The organism is Bifidobacterium sp. W8103 (assembly GCF_016100775.1).
Lineage (GTDB): Bacteria > Actinomycetota > Actinomycetes > Actinomycetales > Bifidobacteriaceae > Bombiscardovia > Bombiscardovia choladohabitans.
This window is the reverse complement of the sequence record NZ_JACFRV010000001.1, coordinates 863,910-881,925: the sequence shown is the minus strand read 5'-3', so window position 1 is coordinate 881,925 and position 18,016 is coordinate 863,910. Positions and strand designations below refer to the sequence as shown.

Sequence of the window (18,016 nt, the reverse complement as noted above, 5' to 3'; positions counted from 1 at the left end):
GGCGGTCGGATGCTTGCAATTTCTTCAATGAACAGGTTCGAACGACCGCGGCTGCCGGGTATGGATAAGGCCCCATGGCCACAATGGACCAGGGGCCTTTGAACTTCAATCATCATAGGTCAGGCCGAAGCCTGCGGACTCACAGAGCCAGCTTGCGACGCAGACCCAGGGTGATGCCGGCAGCCAGGCAGAGGCCAGCGGCGATGGCCAGAGGAGCCGTGGCGTCGGCGCCGGTCTTGGCCAGATTGTTGTTGTTCTTGGCGTCCTTCTTAGCCGGATCCTTGGCTGGAGCCTTGTTGTTGTCCTTGGCGGGCTGCTTGGTGTTGTTGTCAACCGGAGCGGTCTGACCAGGCTTGTTAGGCTCGTTGGGAGTGGTCTGACCAGGCTCGTCAGGTTGGTTGGGAGTGGTCACCTTGGTGTACCGGGCTGTGAAATTAGTGTCTTCAGAGAAGGTGGCCGTGGGGTCAAAAGCTTTGCCGTTTTCAGCAGAGAACCATCCATCGAAAGTGTACCCGGGGTAGCTGGGAGGGTTCTTGGGCAGCTCAGCCAGCTTGTGGCCCTCTTTTGTAATCAGGGACTGTTGAACGAGCTCACTCGAATCGTCACGCGGATCCTGACTGTTGAAATAGATTATGTTCGGCTGATCCCATTTCGCATAGACGGTGGTGTCGGCGGTGAAAGGTTGGCTGAAGTCCACTTTGTCGAAGCCCATAGCAGAATAGGTCCATCCGTCAGCTTGCCAAGGCTTATCTTTTGTCTGCGAATCTTTCATGTAGTCAGGCAGCACAGCCTTGGGAAGTGACTCGGGATCCAGCTTGCCGGTTGAGTCGGTCTGTCGTGTCTCTCCTGTAGTCGAGGTCAAATCGCTGATGAATGTGATTGTGTAAGGAGCGGCTTTGGTCTGGACATTCTTGCTCTCCACAGCCTGGGCCACGGTGGGCAGCAGTGCTAAGCCGCCAGCCAGGGTGGCGCCGGCAGCGAGTACTGCGCATGCGCGTTTGAAACGAACCATGATATTCATTGGTTACCTCTATTTTCTCTATTGTCGGTTGCTCCCCAGATACGTTCATGGGGGTGTCCTGCCTTGACACCCCTACCCCTGGGAAACAGGCATCATCGACCAGTCTTTGGCGATAACACGCTACAATTCTAACGCAGGGAATGGTCATCGGCCGGTCGTAGTTCGAAAATATGTCTTATCTGACGATAAAAGTTTCTCATGTAGAACGATTAACGTCTGCTGAAGGCAGGGTGGCGCCTCGCAGTTGAGCTCTTGGAATTCCCCTTTGGCATCTGGGCGCTTATCATCGTGGCAGACGCATGGTCATGGGGATCATGTCAGAGATATTCGAGGAGCGAGCATGGCCGAAGAGGTGGATCGGGCGATGGAGGCATATCCGCGGGCCAAGGCCCGGACCCTGCGGTTTACGTTGGGTGCGCCACGGTCGGCCCTGGCGGTGGGGGACGGTTCGCGGGCCGTATTCCTGCGCTCCGACGGACCTGAAGACCTGGTGATCGGGCTCTGGCTGTCCGTCTTTGACCAGGAAGGCCGCCACCATGAGGTGTTCCTGGCTGACCCAAGGGCCCTGCTGGAGGATGCGGACCAGGAACAGGTGCCGGCCGCCGAGCTGGCCCGCAGGGAGCGCTCGCGAGAGGGCGGTGAGGGCATTGTCGATTACAGCGTGGATGATGCCGGGGATCGCGTGGTCTTTGCCTTGGGCGGTCGGCTCTGGCTCTCGCTGATAGCCCCTGATGGTCTCACCGCCTCTACACGGGCCCTGAGCTTGGAAGACAGCGATTCGGCTGTGCTCAATCCTGCCATCAGCCCGGACGGCAGCATGGTGGCCTATACCACTGGCGACCGCCTGATGGTGGTCACCATTGGGCAGGATGCCGGGCAGGATCGAGAAAGGGCTGTCCTGGCCCTGCGCCCAGGCACCGATGATCGGATGCGGCTGGGGCTGGCCGAGTTCGTGGCCGGCGAGGAGATGGACCGCTACCAGGGGTTCTGGTGGTCGCCGGATTCCAAGGCACTGCTGGTCGAGCACACTGATTCCTCCGATGAGCCGATCTGGTACATCAGCGATCCGGCCAATCCCCAGGTCGGGCCGCGCGCCCGGCGGTATCCCCAGGCTCTGACCGCCAACGCCCGCGTCGGACTGAGCCTGGTCCTCTTGGGCCAGGATAATGCCGACCCCTGGGTGGGTGAGGTGGACTGGGACCATCAGGCCTTCGAGTACCTGGCTGTGGTCCGCTGGCAGGACGGGCATCGGCCCCTGCTGCTGGTTCAGAACCGCCGCCAGACCGAGGACAGGATCCTGGATGTGCAGGTGCCGGATACCCGTCAGGGCTTGGAGCCGGGACAGAATATGACCCTGCTTGATCCCGAGGTGGCGCCCAAGGTGGCCACCAGGGTGCTGCAGGAGCATGGCAACGACCAGTGGATCGACCTGGTGCCCGGGTTGCCGGCCTACCGGCCCCAGGGTGGGTTGGTGGACGCCTTCATCGATACTGAAGCCGACACCACGCGGCTACGTTTGGACGGGAGGGTATTCTCCCCGGCTGGCTGCCAGATTCGGCAGGTGCTGTCCGTGGGGGACCGCGATGTGCTGGCGGTAGTCTCCACCGACCCCCGCAGCTTCGACCTGATGCGTCTGAGCTATGACGGCTCCATCCATGTGCTCAACCGTCTGCCTGGAGTGTGGTCCGCCTCGCGAGCCGGCCATGGCATCGTGGTCAGCGGCCGGACCATGGCTTCGGCGCAGAGACAGGTGCGCCACTGCTACCTGGGGGCTGACGGGGATCTGGACCGCCTGGGTGCCGAAGGGCTGGGGCTGGTGGGCGAAGCCCGCCCCGACAGCAGTGCTAGGCAGACAGGCGAACCTGTGCGGCCGGAGCATCAGGATCGCCCTGATCGCCGGGCCGTGGACGCCGGTCATATCAATAGCCAGGGAGCCATGAGCGCCGTCCTGGCCGACACCAGCAGCGATCCCGGGTTCACCCCCAACGTGGACTTCGTGCGCATGGGCCAGCACGAGCTGTTCGCAGCCATTGTCAGGCCGTCCGAATCCAGCCCCTACGCCAGCGCCGACAACCTGCCCGTCCTGCTCAAACCCTATGGCGGGCCAGGTGCCCAGCAGGTGGTCTTCAACCAGTCCTACTACTGGGAGTCCCAGTGGTGGGCTGATCAGGGCTTCCTGGTCCTGACCGCCGACGGCCGGGGCACGCCTGGTCGTGGTCCTGCCTGGGATCGGGCCATCTTCGAGGACATGGCCCAGGTGACTCTGGATGACCAGCTTGAGGCTCTGGAGGCCCTGCCGGACTTCGCTCCCGAGGCCGACCTGGGGCATGTGGCCATGATTGGCTGGTCATATGGCGGCTTCCTGTCGGCCCTGTCGGTTTTGCGGGCTCCCGACCGAATCCATGCGGCCTGCGCTGGCGCCCCGCCCACGGACTGGACTCTTTACGACACTCACTACACCGAACGCTATCTGGGTCTGGACCCGGCCGTCTACCGCCGCAACGGGATTATTGATGACGCCCCCTCGCTGCGTCGCCCGCTGATGCTGATCCATGGGTTTGCGGACGATAACGTTTCGGTGGCCAACACCCTGAGGCTCTCCGGCGCTCTGATGGCGGCCGGCCGTCCCCATACGGTCCTGCCGCTGACTGGCATCACCCACATGACCAATGACGAGACTGTGGCCGAGAACCTGCTTATTCTGCAGCGGGACTTCCTGCGGGAGGCCCTCAAGAACAAGACGGACTGACAGAAAGGCTGCTTGGGCTGACGCTCTGCTGGCGGTTGCTTCCGCTAGATTGGGGTTGTGCATACCCAACGAAAGCCTGACCAGACTCCAGGACCCAATCGCGGATTCCGGCTTCCCCGCAGCTGGGGCCTGGCGGTCTCGGTGCTCTGCCTGGGCCTGTTGGTCGGACTTTCCTCGGGCCTGCTGGCAAGGTTCTTCGAGCTGACCCAGGTCGGCCTGTTGGGTTTCGCTGAGACTCCGGAGGCTCCCACGGCTGAGGCGGTGCCCCCGATCAGGAGGCTGGCCTCGGTGACCCTGGCCGGACTGGTGGCCGGTCTGGTCTGGGCCTGGCTTCGGACGAGGACCAGGCTGGTTCCCTCGGTCGGTCAGGCCGTCAAGGGTGCACCCATGCCTCCGGGGCGGACCGTGGTTCATGTGCTCACCCAGATTTTCTTTGTGGCTGCCGGCGGCTCCATAGGCAGGGAGGTGGCCCCTCGCGAGGCTGGGGCCCTTCTGGGCGGTTTCTGGACCAGGATGGGCCGACGGCTGGGGCTGCGTGATCAGGACGGTCCGCTGCTGGTTGCCTCGGCTGCGGGTGCGGGATTCGCCGGTATTTACATTGCGCCTCTGACCGGCGCCTTCTTCGGCATCGAGGTGCTGCTGCGGCGGGTGGATGCCGAAGTGGTGACGGTCAATCTGGCCATGTCGGCCCTGGCCACCCTGGTCGGCGGATCCATCAAGGGGTTCGCCCCTTACTACAAGGTCGGCTCCGAGCCCTTCCAGCCCTGGCTCATGGCAGTGGTCCTCCTGATCGGACCGGTCATGGGACTGTTGGGGGCCGGATTCCGGCGGATGACCTCCTGGGCCGAAGCTCATAGGACCAATGGTCCCGCGGCTATCTGGCAGCTGACAGGGGTTGCTCTGTTGACCGGTCTGGTGGCCCTGGCCGTCCCCCAGGTCATGGGCAACGGCCGGGCTCTGGCACAGATGGGCATGGATCAGCGGCTGTCTGCCGGGTTCTCCGGGCTCCAGTTGGCGCAGTCGCTTGCCCTCCTGGCCCTCTTTGCGCTGGCCAAGGCCCTGCTGACCACAGCCACCATCCGTGCCGGGGCTTTCGGCGGCACCCTGACGCCTTCCATAGCCCTGGGATCCGCCATGGGCGCTGTTCTGGGTCTGTTGTTTGCTTGTCTTGTGCCCGGACTGCCGGTCTGGCAGTGTGCCGTCATTGGCGCCGCCTCCCTGCTGGCCGCCTCCCAACAGGCTCCGCTCATGGCCATGGCCATGCTGATGGAGGTCTGCCACCTGCCGGTCATGGCCTTCATGCCCATGGGCCTGGCTGTGGCCCTGTCGATGGCGGTCTCACGTCTGTTCGTGGCCAAGGCATAAACCGTTGTCGGGAGCCCTTGTCGCCCTGATGCTCCGGCCTTGCGTGATGCCGAAAGATTCCGTCCTTATTCATATACGATGAAACCACCACTGGTCGCATGTCTACCCTGCCGCCTCCGGCCTTGCGTGGGCATTCACAATCAGCTGACCGGTCTGGGCCAGTAAGGAAGGGTGGCTATACTCAGGCCGGACGTAAGTCCCGGGAGGATGCAGCCAATCCGAGTGGAGCAGGCCAGTGCCGTGATCCCCCTGACAGACAAGAAGGAGGTGCCTGGCGGTGAAGACCGTGTTGGCCATCTTCAGGCGAGATCTCTGGCGGATACTGCGCAACCCCGTGGCCCTGGTCGTGACCATCGGCGTGGCCGTGCTGCCCTCCCTCTATGCCTGGTTCAACATCATGGCCCTCTGGGACCCCTACAGCAATGTCAAGAACCTCCCTGTGGCGGTTGTCAGCATGGACCGAGGGGCGCAATCCGCGGAAACCGGCAGGATCAACGCCGGTAGATCAGTCATTCAGGAACTGCGCGGCAACAAAAGCCTGGGTTGGAAGTTTATGGACGATGACCAGAGAGCCATCGACGAGGTCCACTCGGGCCAGTGCTATGCGGCCATTATCATCCCCGAACGGTTCAGTGCCGACCTGGTCGGCATAGTCGAGGGGACCGGAAACAGACCTGCCCTGAACTATTACGTCAATGAGAAGAAGAACGCCATCGCCCCCAAGGTGACCGACACCGGCGCCTCCACCATCGATCAGGAGATCAACACGGTCTTCGTCTCGGCTGTCAGCGATGCCCTGGCCGGGAAGGTCCTGCAGACCGCCGGCGATGCCCAGGGCGCGGCCGAGCAGAGCCGCAGCCAGGTGGTGGGCGACCTGGGGGACATCATCGGCCAGCTTGACCGGATGGACGGCCAGCTTGACCGGATTGGTTCCACCATGGGCCAGGCCCGGCAGACCGTGGCCGGCTCCAGAAACGACATCAAGAACCTGCAGAGTCAGATATCGGCCACCCAGGCCACCCTGAGCAAGGCCCAGGACCACATGACCAGGACCCGCGATGACAGTCTTCGCTTCTCCTCCGCCCTGAACCAGGCCCTGGCGGACGGGTCGGTGCGGCTGTCCAGCGCGGTCACTGATGTGAATACAGTGGCAGGCGGGATTACCTCCGACCTGAACGCCACCCAAGACAAGGTGGACCGGGTCAATTCCGGCCTGAGCCAGCTGGTCGATGCCAACGGGAAGGCCGTGGACCGGCTCCAGTCGGGTCTGGACCAGTCCGGACTGCATCCTGGGGATCCGGCCTACGAGAGCATCCAACGGCAGATCGATGATCTGAAAAAGACCAACCAGCAGCAGAAGGCATCCCTGGATGCCTTCAAGAAGAACTCCTCCACGGCTCTGGACTCGGGTAAGCGGGCCGCATCGGATCTGAGCTCGGCCATGACCGACACCGGCGACTCCGGCATCAAGGCCCTGACTGCGGCCAGCCAGAGCCTGACGGGGACCACCATGCCCAACCTCCTTACCGGCCTGGACAACCTCAATGCCTCCAACGGCTCGCTTCAGGGCGCCCTGAGCAGCCTGTCCACTACGGCCGCCCAGACCGACGCCCTGCTGGACCAGCTGGACTCCACCATCGGTCAGGCCCAGTCGACCCTGTCCACCACCAGGACCTCCCTGGCTTCGGTCAGGTCCGACCTGGAGGGGGTTCGCACCGATGTGGCCGCTTTAGGGTCCTCGGCCGCCTGGAACCGGATGTCCCAGACCCTGGGGTTGAGCCCGGACTCCTTCGGGAAGGCCATGGCCTCGCCGGTTGAGCTGGCCTCGCACACGGTCTACCCGGTAAGCAACTACGGATCATCCGTGGCGCCCTTCTATACCAATCTGGCCCTCTGGGTGGGCGGGTTCATCCTGATAGCCATCTACAAGCTGGAGGTCGACAAGGAGGGCATCCGCAAGTGCACCGCCACCCAGGCCTACCTGGGCCGCTGGCTTCTGCTGGTCTTCGTCGGCTTCTTCCAGGCGCTGATCGCTACAGTGGGCGACCTGATGCTGGGCATCCAATGCCAACAGCCGGCCCTGTTCGTCCTGGCCGGGGTCTTCGCCTCCTTCGTCTACATCAACATCATCTATGCCCTGGCTGCCTCCTTCAGGCATATCGGCAAGGCCCTGGCTGTGGTTCTGGTCATCCTGCAGATACCTGGCTCATCGGGCATGTATCCCATCGAGATGATGCCTGACTTCTTCCGCAATCTGAACCCCTGGCTGCCCTTCACCTACGGGATCAATGCCATGCGCGAGACCATCGGCGGTATGTATGGCAACCACTACTGGCAGGATATGCTCCACGTCTTCTGGTACCTTCCGGTGGCCCTGCTGATCGGACTGGTGGTGCGGCGGTACCTGCTCAACCTGAATGCCCTCTTCGATCGTCGGCTGGGCGCCACCGACCTGATGCTGACCGAGCAGAACCATTCTGCCGACCGTCGTCTGAGCCTGGGCAGCCTGGCCCGCTCCATCCTGGGCGAGGGCGACTACCGTGCCGTCATAAGGCGGCGGGCGCATCGCTTCCTGGCCCTCTATCCAACGCTGATCCGGGCTGGTCTGGTCCTGGTCCTGCTGCCGGTGCTCTTCCTTATCCTGCTGTTCAGCACCGAGGCCAAGATCGTCATGCTGATCGCCTGCATCGCCTCCATTGTCCTGATAGACGCCTACCTGATCATCGTCGAGTACATCTGTGACAGCTATGTTCAGCAGCTGGGTCTGGCCGAGCGTCCCGGCATGGACTTTCACACCCTGATCCGCCCGCGTCGGCAGGGTCCCTCGGCCATGACCAGGCTGACCACGGCCGTGCGCGAATCAGTCATGAACCACGATGAGGAAGACGCTCACGAGGACGGTGACCGCTGATGAGGAACATTTGGAGGATCCTGCGCAAGGACCTGGCCGATGCCACCAGCAACGTCATCGCCATCATCGTCCTGATGGGCCTGATCATCGTCCCGGCCCTCTATGCCTGGTTCAACATCGCCGCCAGCTGGGACCCCTACAAGAACACCAAGGCCATCAAGGTGGCCGTGGCCAACACCGACAAGGGGTACAAGTCCGACCTGATTCCGGTCAGGATCAACGTGGGGGAGACGGTCACCAGCACGCTGCGGGCCAACGACCAGCTGGACTGGAGGTTCGTCAACCGTGACCAGGCCCTGGAGGGGGTGCGCTCGGGCGAGTACTATGCCGCCATCGTCATCCCCAAGGATTTCAGCGCGGACATGATGACCCTCTTCTCGCAGGATGTGAAGCACGCCAACCTCGAGTACTACCTGAACGAGAAGAAGAACGCCATCGCCCCCCATGTCACCGAGCAGGGGGCCGACACCGTGGCCACGACCATCGACAAGACCTTCGTCAAGACCGTGGGGCAGGTGGGGATCGACCTGGCCAGCCAGGTTTTCACCTACTCCCAGAGCCCCCAGGTCCAGGATTATCTGACCAGGACGACCAGCCACATCGATCAGATGTCACAGCGATTGACCACTGCCTCCAGCCAGGTGAATGCCTATGCGGGCCTTCTGGACTCCTCCGGAAGGATGATCGACTCCACCGGCAGGATTCTGGGCCGGTCCGACTCCGCCATGGCCGATGCCAGGAAGGCCCTGAATCAGGGAACCAGGGGGTCCAAGGATCTGGGCAAGTCCCTCTCCGGGTCGGCCCAGGCGGTCGACGCCGCCCTTGACCAGGCTTCGGGCGCCTATGACACCATCGGCTCCAAGATCGACGACGCTTTCGACAAGGTGGGCCAGCAGAGCGATGCAGTCAGTAGCCAGTTGAACGATCTGAGCCAACGGATCAGAGACTCGGCAGCCGACTACGACGGGATAATCGCCAGCCTGGAAAATCTGCGCAGCACTGTGGAATCCGATGCCAATCTGACAGCTGACCAGCGCCAGGCTCTTCTGACCGCCATCGATCAGGCCCAGGCTGGAATGCGCGCGGCCCAAGCCTCTCAGCGCGACCTGGCCGACCGGATTAGCCAGGCCTCCCAGACAGCCAAGGAGGGCAAGGACAAGCTGGGCGGTCAGCGCCAGGATCTGAAGAACAGGATTGCCCAGGCCCGCGCCTCGGTGGACCAGGTCCGCACCCAGTACCGCAAGGATCTGAAGCCCCGCCTGGACGACCTGGCCTCCTCCATGGACACCGTGGTCACCTCGACCGACCGGCTGCTGACGGGTCTGGATGGAACCGTCAAGGGCGCCTCCGGGCTGACGGGCCCTATGACCAATGACATCGGCCAGGCCAAGGACCAACTAGGGGAGATCTCTCAGCGTCTGGACCAGGCCTCCAAGCGGCTGACCGACCTGGGGGGACACCTGACCCAGGCTTCTCAGGGCAAGGATACGCAGGAGGTCAAATCCCTGCTGGGCGGGGATTCCGAAACCCTGGCCGCACTTCTGTCCTCGCCGGTCGGCATCCATCGACATGCGGTCTTCCCTGTCATGAATTACGGGTCGGCCATGACCCCCTTCTACACCATTCTCTCCATCTGGGTGGGTGCCACCATTCTGGCGGCCATGATGAAGGTGGCCCTGTCCGACAAGAAGAAGGCCTTCGTCCTGCACCTGGACTCCCTGCAGGATGCCTGGAAGAGGGCCGACGACCTGGATGAGGATCCCGAGGGCCGCCGCTCCTGGGGAGCCTTCCGTCCGGAGTCACCAGGCAACGCCCGCCGCTTCGGCCTTCAGCTCTACCAGGAGTACTTCGGCAGATTCGCGGTCTTCGCCCTGATGGCCATCCTCCAGGGTTGCCTGATAGCCCTGGGAGACCTCTTCTACCTGAAGGTCCAATGCGTCCATCCGCTGATGTTCGTGCTGGTGGCGGTCTTCGCCTCCTTCGTCTTCATGAATCTGATCTATACCCTCGTCGTCTCCTTCGGTGACATCGGCAAGGCCATCGCCGTCATCCTCCTGGTCATGCAGGTGGCCGGCTCGGGCGGCACCTTCCCCATGGAAACCCTGCCCGGCTTCTTCCAGGGGGTCTATCCCTTCCTGCCCTTCGTCCACGCCATCGGAGCCATGCAGTCGGCCGTTGCCGGAGCCTATGGCATGGAGTTCTGGCGGGAGATGGCTACCCTGGCCCTCTTCCTGGTGCCTTCGCTGCTGCTGGGGCTGGTGCTGCGCAAGCCTGTCATCCGCTTCAATGACTGGATTGTCAGAAACCTGGAGAGCACCCGGCTCATGTAGGGCCGAGTCTGATAGCAGGTGGTATAGGGTGAGAGCATGAGCGTCCAACTGGTTGAGGAGCGCCGCTACGACTGGATCATGAAGGAGCGCGTCCTTCCTGAGCTGGCCTCCTGTCGCAGTGATGGATGGATGATCTCCCATGATGGCGGCGAGGACGGGGGAACCTTGTTGGACAAGGCCCATCTCGGCGGCGTGGACCCCTCCCGGCTCTTGCATTACGTCTGTTATGACAGGACGCTGTTTCGCCAAGGTGCGGTGGAGTCCGGCTCGGCTCGTGTGCGCGGGGCCGTAATCATCTCCTTCGGTTTTTCGGAATTCGCTGACAAGTATCAGGAGATGGCCTGGTACTTCCTGATGCAGGGGTACTCCGTCTGCATTCCCGAGCATTGGGGGCACGGTTTCTCCGGCCGTGGTGTGAACGATCCCAGCCTGATCTGGGTGGATCATTGGCAGCGGTATGTGGCGGATCTGGCCGCCTTCTGCTCCCAGGTGGGCCAGCAGTATGCCCAGGACAATCCCATGATGCTCTATGCCCACTCCATGGGCGGCGGCGTGGCTGCGCGGATGCTGGAAACCTTCCCCTCCCTGATCGATAAGGCGGTCCTGTCATCACCCATGATTGCGCCGCGGACCGGGTTCATGCCCTCGGTGGCCTGGACGGCAACAAACGCCGCCTGCATGATGGGCCGCTCGCGCAGCATGGCTCCGGGGTTCGGCCCATTCCGCCCCGAGCTGGACATGGGCAAGTACCCCAATGGCAGCCAGGCGCGGGTGGCCTGGACCCATAAGTTACGGGCCAAGGAACTGCACTACCAGACCAGCGCCGCCACCTTTGGCTGGGTCAGGGAAAGCCTGGAGATGAGCAGGGCCATACTGCGTCCCGACCGGTGCAGCCGGGTGGAGACCCCTCTGCTGCTTTTCCAGGCTCAGCCCGACCGGTTTGTGCTGCCGATGCCCCAGAACCGTTTTGTCGACCAGGTCCAGCAGGGTGGCTGCCAGGCCACGCTGGTCCGCATCCCGGGCAGCATGCACGAGCTCTACCAGATGCCCGACAAGGTCCTGGGGCCTTACTTGGAGCGCATCTTCGACTTTTTCGACCAGCCCTGGCAGCTTGCTGACGATAGCTGATCGGACGAAGAACGCACAATCCTACTTGTTGAGCACCTTCCGAGGATCGGCATCGAAGGTATTGACGCAGTTCTGCGAGCAGAAGTAGTAGGTCTTGCCCTGGTAGTCGCGCTTGGCTGCGGCTGTGTTGGGGTCGATGGTCATGCCACAGACCGGGTCGGTGACCTTGCCTGTTGTTGCCTGATCCTGCTGCATGTCGTCATGATGATGGAAGAGTCCCATCTCGTTTCCTTTCTCTTGGTTGTGTTCTTGGTGGGTGGAAATACTGAGGTCCCTGGTCAGGGCATCCATGTCGATTGGCCTGGCCACCTTGATCGGCCTGGCCTTCAGGGGCGTGTGCCGCAGCCGGTTGGCATTGAGCACCACAGACAGGGAGGAGAAGGCCATGGCTGCGCCAGCGATCATGGGGTTGAGCAGGAGGCCGATGAAGGGGTAGAGCACGCCGGCGGCGATGGGGATGCCCAGGCCGTTGTATCCGAAGGCGAACCAGAGGTTCTGGTGAATGTTGCGCATGGTCGCTGCTGAGAGGTCAATGGCCTTGACGGCCGCGTTCAGATCACCCGAGACCAGGGTCACGTCGGCGGACTCGATGGCCACGTCCGTTCCGGTGCCGATGGCCATGCCCAGGTCGGCCTGGGCCAGGGCCGGGGCGTCGTTGATGCCGTCGCCGATCATGGCCACCTTGTGCCCCTGGGCCTGGAGGGCCTTGACGATGCTCGCCTTGTCCTCGGGATGGATCTGTGCCACCACCCGGGTGACACCGACCTGACTGCCGACCTGCTCGGCGGTGCCTTGGTTGTCGCCGGTCAGCATGATGGTCTGGATGCCGCGCTCGTTCATGTCGTGGATGGCCTGCTTGGAGCCGGACTTGACCTGGTCGGTCACGGCAAGGACCCCGGCAAGCCTGCCGTCGATGGCTACGAAGATGGTCGTGCGGCCCTGATCCTCCCAGCTGCGAGCGGTGTCGAAGAGGGATTGCGGGCCGGCTTGGTCCGCCATTTCGTTCCCTAGCTCGATTCCCTTGCCCTCAAGCAGCCTGCGGTTGCCGACAAGAACATGCGAGGTGCCCTTGCTTCCGTCGAAGGAGCCGGAGGGGAAGGTCGCATCGATGCCGGCGCCGGTGACCGAGTCGAAGTCCTCGGCTGGGACCAGCTCCAGATTGCGGTCCTTGGCGGCCTGGACGATGGCCTGGGCCAGGGGGTGCTCGGAATTGCTCTCGGCGCTCGCGGCCGCTCTTATTAGCAGGTCCTTATCCAGCCGCCGCACGCTCAGAGCGTCGGCCAGTTCAGGCCGGCCCTGAGTGATGGTGCCGGTCTTGTCAAGGACGATGGTGTCGACGTCATGTACTCCCTGTAGGGCCTCCGCCGACCGGTAGAGTACGCCGGCACGGGCGCCACGTCCGGTGCCGATCGTCACGGACAGGGGGGTGGCCAGGCCCAAAGCGCAGGGGCAGGCGATGACCAGGACGGAGACCGCCGCCACGATTCCGTATACTCCGCGGGGCATGGGGCCGAACACCCACCAGGCTACGAAGGTCCAGAGCGCTACCAGGATGACTCCGGGGATGAAGATTGACGATATTCGGTCGGCCAGTTTCTGAATGGGCGCTTTAGAGGTTTGAGCCGTCTTGACCAGCCGGATGATCTGTGCCAGGACTGTGTCCTGCCCTACCTGGGTGGCCTTGTAGCGCAGGGAGCCCGTGCCGTTGACGGTGGCTCCGACCAGAGAATCGCCCTCCTGCTTGAGGACGGGCATGGGCTCGCCGGTCACCATGGATTCGTCCACTGAGGATGACCCGGATATGACCTGGCCGTCCACCGGCAACTTCTCGCCTGGATGGACCTGAATCACGTCTCCGACGGTCACATCGTCGACGGCGATCTCCTGGGTGGTCTCCCTGCCGTCCTGGCCGGTCCTCACCACGGTGGCGGTCTTGGGCCTGAGCCCGACAAGGGCGCGGATGGCATCGCCGGTGCCGCGCCGGGCCCGTGCCTCCAGGATCTGGCCGAGAATCATCAGGGTGATGATGGTGCCCACGGCCTCGTAGTAGGGTTCACGGCTTCCCTCAGGCAGGAGCTGCGGGGCCACGGTGACCACCAGCGAGTAGAGGAAGGCCGTGGCAGTGCCCAGGGCGACCAGGGAGTTCATCTCCGGAGCCCGGTGTGCCAGGGCCAGCCATCCTGTGCGGTGGATGGGCCAGCCCGAGTAGAACATAACCGGCAGGATCAGGACCAGCTGGACCCAGGGGTTCATCAGGATGTGGGGCATGGGCAGGAACATGCCGAACATGGCCGGGATGAAAACCGGGAGCGTGAAGACCAGGGCCACGATGAATCGCCTGGTCAGGTCGTGGATTTCTGCCGAGCGCTCTTGATCCGCCTCGTCCTGGTCGTTGCCGCCGTTGGTCTGGGCAGGCTTGGCGGGTTCGGTGGGTTCGGCTTGTGGGCGCTCGCTTTGTGGCTGGCTGCCTTGTGCCTGTTCGGATTGTGCTTCGGTACTGCCGGTCGTGGGTCCGTCGGTGGCCCGGAGCATCCCGTGAAGCATGTTCATTCCGCAGGCGAAGGGGTAGTCGCCGGCCTTGGGCGGGGTCAGCTGGACGGTTGAGGTCTGGAAGGCGGGCAGGGTCTTGTCGATGTTGAAGTCGTTGAAGACCACATGCGAGGAGCACTCTCCGCTCTCCTGGCGGTCGAAGACCAGCTTGACCGGCCGCCCGGCCTGGACCTGGATCAGCTGGGGGCTGTATCCGCCCTTGACCGTGATGTGGACGGTCTGGACGCCGCCCTCATCCTTGGCTTGGGTGGCCTTTCTGGGCGCGAAGAAGTACCAGATGATGCCCGCCGTGATGGCCAGGGCCGCGATAAGGACCAGGATGCTGCTCATGTGGCCCACTATACCCCCCAGGGGTATACTGATGGTGAATTTCGAGATGGGTTTCATGAATTCGAGTCAGCCCTGGCTCCGCCATGAAGGCCATGGGTCGACCAGAAATGGAGTGAATCGTGCCCGGATATGCCAAGGACAAAAAGCGGACCATCACCAGACTCCGGCGTGTCGAGGGTCAGGTCAGGGCCATCGAGCAGATGGTCGAGTCAGACACCTACTGCATCGACATCCTCACCCAGATCGCCGCCTCGACCAGTGCCCTGAAGTCAGTGGCTCTGACCCTGCTGGACGACCATATGGACCATTGCGTCCGCGAGGCCGCCGAAAAGGGAGGCGAGGAGGCCGACGAGAAGATGCAGGAGGCTTCCGAGGCCATCGCCCGCCTGGTCCGCTCCTAGCGGCCCTCGTCAGACAGGCTCAATCCGCCCTGGAATAGCAGTCCATAAGCAGCGGGTATAGGCGTTCTTCCGGGAATCGCTGGACTTCCGCTTCTTTCCTGTTAGATTGAACCCCAACCCCGGGCCGTTCGGTCCTGGGGAGAACGGATCGATGAGGGAGAGGCAATGTCGGAAACAAGTTGGGATTGGGCGGCCCTGATAGTGGTCGTCATTCTCTTTGCGGGACTGGCCCTGCTGAGCAGGAAGACCAAGGTCAACTTCAGTTGGCGGGTCATCATAGCGACGGTGTTGGGAATCCTGGTGGGTGTGGGCTTCTCCGGTCACACGACCTATGTGGGGGCATTCGGCAACGTCTGGTCCGAGGTCATTTCGGCCCTGGTGGTACCCCTCCTGCTCTTCAGCATCATCGCCAGCATCAGCCGCATCGGGGGGTCTGGTCGGTTGAAGAACATCAGTGTGAAGACCATCGTTCTGCTCATGGTCAACACCTTCACAGCCGCCGTGATCGCCCTGGTTCTGGGGCTGCTCTTCCAGGTCGGCAAGGGGTTCAACCAGGCCCTGCCCAAGGGGGCCAAGCCTCACGAGGTGCCGGGAGTGCTCGATACCCTGATCGGCCTCTTCCCTTCGAATCTGGCGGAAAACTGGGCCCAGAACCAGGTCATTCCCGTCGTGATCTTCGCCATCCTCCTGGCAGTCTCTCTGAACAAGGCCGCCTCTACCCCGCGCGGCGAGCAGAGCGTGGCCCCCTTCAAGGCTTTCGTGGAAGCCGGCAATGTGGTCCTGTCCAAGGCCACCCAGATCGTGGTCGGTTTCACCCCCTATGCGGTCCTTTCCCTGATCGCCGCCGCCATCGGTCGTAGCAACCTGAAGAGCCTTCTGCCCCTGTTGGCGGTTCTCTTGGTGGCCTACCTGGGTCTGGCCATTCAGCTCTTCCTGGTTCAACCCCTGATTCTGGCCCTGGTCGGCCGGGTCAATCCTCTGCCCTTCTTCCGCTCCCTTTGGCCGGCGGGCGTGGTGGCCTTCACCTCCGAGAGCAGCATCGGCACCATTCCTGTCACGGTCCGTCAATTGCGTTCTGCCGGCGTTCCCGAAGAGACAGCTTCGTTCGTGGCCAGCCTGGGAGCCAATCTGGGCATGCCCGGATGCGCCGGGCTCTGGCCCGTCCTTCTGGCGGTCTTCGCCATCAATGCCCAGGGGATTCCTTACTCCCCCCTGCGTTTCGCCCTCCTGATCGTCTTTGCCCTGGTGGTTTCCGTGGGGACGGTGGGCGTGCCCGGCACAGCCACGATCACCGCCACCTCCCTCTTCACGGCGGCTGGCCTGCCCGTACCCTTCATCGCTATCATGCAGCCTATTTCCCAGATTGTGGATATGGGCCGCACGCTCGTGAACGTGGCTGGTGCCGCCAATACGGCAGTCATCGTGGCCAGGACCGAGAACGAGCTGGACCTCGACCTCTACAAGGGCCGCAAGGTCTTCGACGACCAGGACATCGAATGATCGTTCCAAGTCATCAAAACTGCACGGTCGGGTGGCAGGCGACAAGAGGATGAATCAGACTGGCCCGATCTGCAGTGGCCGTAAGGCCAAATAACCTGAACAGCCTCGACCGCCATCGGAGCAATAAAAAAATGTCTTCGACTGACATCAATCAGCCGAAGACATTGCTTTGTGCGAACGGAGGGAGTTGAACCCTCACGAGCATCAGCTCACTGCCACCTGAAGACAGCGCGTCTACCATTCCGCCACGTTCGCAGACAACTGGAAAGGTTAGCACGGTTGTCTGCACGGCGCAATAAGGGCGTGTTGGCTCAGCCCTTGGATCCGTGGGCGTAGAACCTGGCCAGGGTCTCCTTCTTGTACTCGTCGAAGTAGCCGCCATCGATGGACTGGCGGATTTCGTCCAGCAGCCTCACGAAGAAGCGTTCGTTGTGGATGGTGGCCAGGGTGTAGCCGTTGAGCTCATGGGCGCGAAGCAGATGGTCGATGTATGCCCGGGAGTAGTGGGTGCAGGTGTAGCAGTCACAGTCCTCTTCTATGGGTCTGAAATCAGCCTTGAACTGGGCGCGCTTGATGTTCCAGCGGCCGTCACGGGTGAAGACTGCTCCGTTGCGGCCGCAGCGGGCCGGGGATACGCAGTCGAAGGTGTCTCCTCCGTTCTCCACGCCTGCGAAGATGTCGTCCACAGCGGCGATGCCCAGCACATGCCTGGGTCGGGATTCGGGCATTTCGTCGCAGATCCAGGCGCAGGTCTGCCCCAGCAGCCGTTTCTCTATGGCGCCTCCGATGCCCACGCCGTCGAAGTCCAGGGAGGCGATCTGGCGGGCGGCGCGTCTGCGCAGATCCTCGTAGTTGGCCCCCTGCACCACGCCGAACAGGGCCTGGTAGGGCTTGCCGGTCCGCGCCCGGGTCAGCCTGTGGTGCTCCTCCACGCAGCGTTTGGCCCAACGGAAGGTGCGCTCCACTGACTGCTCCTGGTAGGTGCGGGTGTTCATCAGGGTGGTCAGCTCGTCAAAGGAGAACATGATGTCGGCGCCGATGCGGTGCTGGATGCCCATGGAGATTTCAGCCGAGAAGCGGTGCCGGTCGCCGTTGAGCGGGGACTTGAAGGTGACCCCGTCCTCGTCCACGAAGGCCAGGCGCTCCTTGCCTTCGGCGATCACCTGGTCCGACTTCATGCCGGTCACGTCCATGGCCAGGGTCTTCTTGAATCCCGCCCCCAGCGAGAGGACCTGGAAGCCGCCTGAGTCGGTGTAGGTGGGGCCGTCCCAGTTCATGAACCGGGCCAGTCCTCCGGCTTGGTCCAGAATGTCGGGACCAGGACGTTCGAACAGGTGGAAGGCGTTGGCCAGAAGGACCTGGGCACCCAGCTGCTGCATCTGCTCGGGCAGGACGGCCTTCATGGCCGCCTGGGTGGCCACGGGAATGAATGCGGGGGTGTGTATGTCTCCGTGCGGAGTGTGGATGATGCCGGTGCGGCCATAGCGGCGGCCACCGAGTCCCAGGCCGTTCTGGCTGTCAGGCAGGCGGTTCAGGGTCTCGAATGAGAAAGCGGTGCGATCGCCGGGCCGGCCCGGCGTGGCTCCCAGCGGGTTGGTGATCAGGCTCATGGCTCCACTGTATCCAAGACATCCAACCGTCCCGCTGCCGCCCTGTGTACAGTCGATGTGACTTTCATGCAATGTCCAGACAACATTCAGTATTTCGGCTCTAGACTTGGTAGCAATGCAT

10 protein-coding genes and 1 tRNA gene are annotated in these 18,016 nt (G+C 62.8%); 7 read left to right on the top strand and 4 right to left on the bottom strand.

What is annotated here, in order from left to right:
- Positions 1-139: 139 nt before the first annotated feature.
- Entirely contained in the window at positions 140-1,012 is an 873-nt protein-coding gene (locus tag H3U90_RS03320; protein ID WP_198177036.1) for an InlB B-repeat-containing protein, read from the bottom strand.
- A 349-nt stretch (positions 1,013-1,361) separates the two neighbouring features.
- Here H3U90_RS03320 and H3U90_RS03315 point away from each other — a divergent pair, with 349 nt between their 5' ends.
- From H3U90_RS03315 to H3U90_RS03295, 5 genes are all read left to right on the top strand, one after another.
- Complete coding sequence (locus tag H3U90_RS03315) at positions 1,362-3,770, top strand: S9 family peptidase (RefSeq protein ID WP_198177035.1); 2,409 nt, start codon at positions 1,362-1,364, stop codon at positions 3,768-3,770.
- A 57-nt stretch (positions 3,771-3,827) separates the two neighbouring features.
- The gene (locus tag H3U90_RS03310; RefSeq protein ID WP_198177034.1) at positions 3,828-5,135 is read left to right on the top strand and encodes a chloride channel protein; all 1,308 of its coding nucleotides are present in this window, start codon (positions 3,828-3,830) and stop codon (positions 5,133-5,135) included.
- Positions 5,136-5,412: 277 nt separating this feature from the next.
- Positions 5,413-8,046 (top strand): YhgE/Pip family protein, encoded by a 2,634-nt coding sequence (locus H3U90_RS03305; RefSeq protein ID WP_198177033.1) that lies wholly within the window; start codon positions 5,413-5,415, stop codon positions 8,044-8,046.
- The gene (locus tag H3U90_RS03300) at positions 8,046-10,376 is read left to right on the top strand and encodes a YhgE/Pip domain-containing protein (protein ID WP_198177032.1); all 2,331 of its coding nucleotides are present in this window, start codon (positions 8,046-8,048) and stop codon (positions 10,374-10,376) included. Before H3U90_RS03305 ends, H3U90_RS03300 begins: the two co-directional genes overlap by 1 nt.
- Before the next feature lie 36 nt (positions 10,377-10,412).
- Positions 10,413-11,504, top strand: coding sequence for an alpha/beta fold hydrolase (locus H3U90_RS03295; protein WP_198177031.1), 1,092 nt, complete (start codon positions 10,413-10,415; stop codon positions 11,502-11,504).
- 21 nt (positions 11,505-11,525) lie between these two features.
- On the opposite strand, the gene H3U90_RS03290 is transcribed toward H3U90_RS03295, so the two are convergent.
- Positions 11,526-14,384 carry a heavy metal translocating P-type ATPase gene (locus H3U90_RS03290; RefSeq protein ID WP_198177030.1) on the bottom strand — a complete coding sequence of 953 codons (2,859 nt, stop codon included), beginning with the start codon at positions 14,382-14,384 and terminating at the stop codon, positions 11,526-11,528.
- A 119-nt stretch (positions 14,385-14,503) separates the two neighbouring features.
- Here H3U90_RS03290 and H3U90_RS03285 point away from each other — a divergent pair, with 119 nt between their 5' ends.
- Positions 14,504-14,785, top strand: coding sequence for a metal-sensitive transcriptional regulator (locus H3U90_RS03285; protein ID WP_029679038.1), 282 nt, complete (start codon positions 14,504-14,506; stop codon positions 14,783-14,785).
- Positions 14,786-14,950: 165 nt separating this feature from the next.
- The gene (locus H3U90_RS03280) at positions 14,951-16,285 is read left to right on the top strand and encodes a dicarboxylate/amino acid:cation symporter (protein ID WP_198177029.1); all 1,335 of its coding nucleotides are present in this window, start codon (positions 14,951-14,953) and stop codon (positions 16,283-16,285) included.
- 172 nt (positions 16,286-16,457) lie between these two features.
- On the opposite strand, the gene H3U90_RS03275 is transcribed toward H3U90_RS03280, so the two are convergent.
- Both H3U90_RS03275 and tgt read right to left on the bottom strand, forming a co-directional pair.
- Positions 16,458-16,540 (bottom strand) — tRNA-Leu (locus H3U90_RS03275).
- Positions 16,541-16,596: 56 nt separating this feature from the next.
- Entirely contained in the window at positions 16,597-17,895 is a 1,299-nt protein-coding gene (tgt, locus tag H3U90_RS03270; protein ID WP_198177028.1) for a tRNA guanosine(34) transglycosylase Tgt, read from the bottom strand.
- Positions 17,896-18,016: the final 121 nt, after the last annotated feature.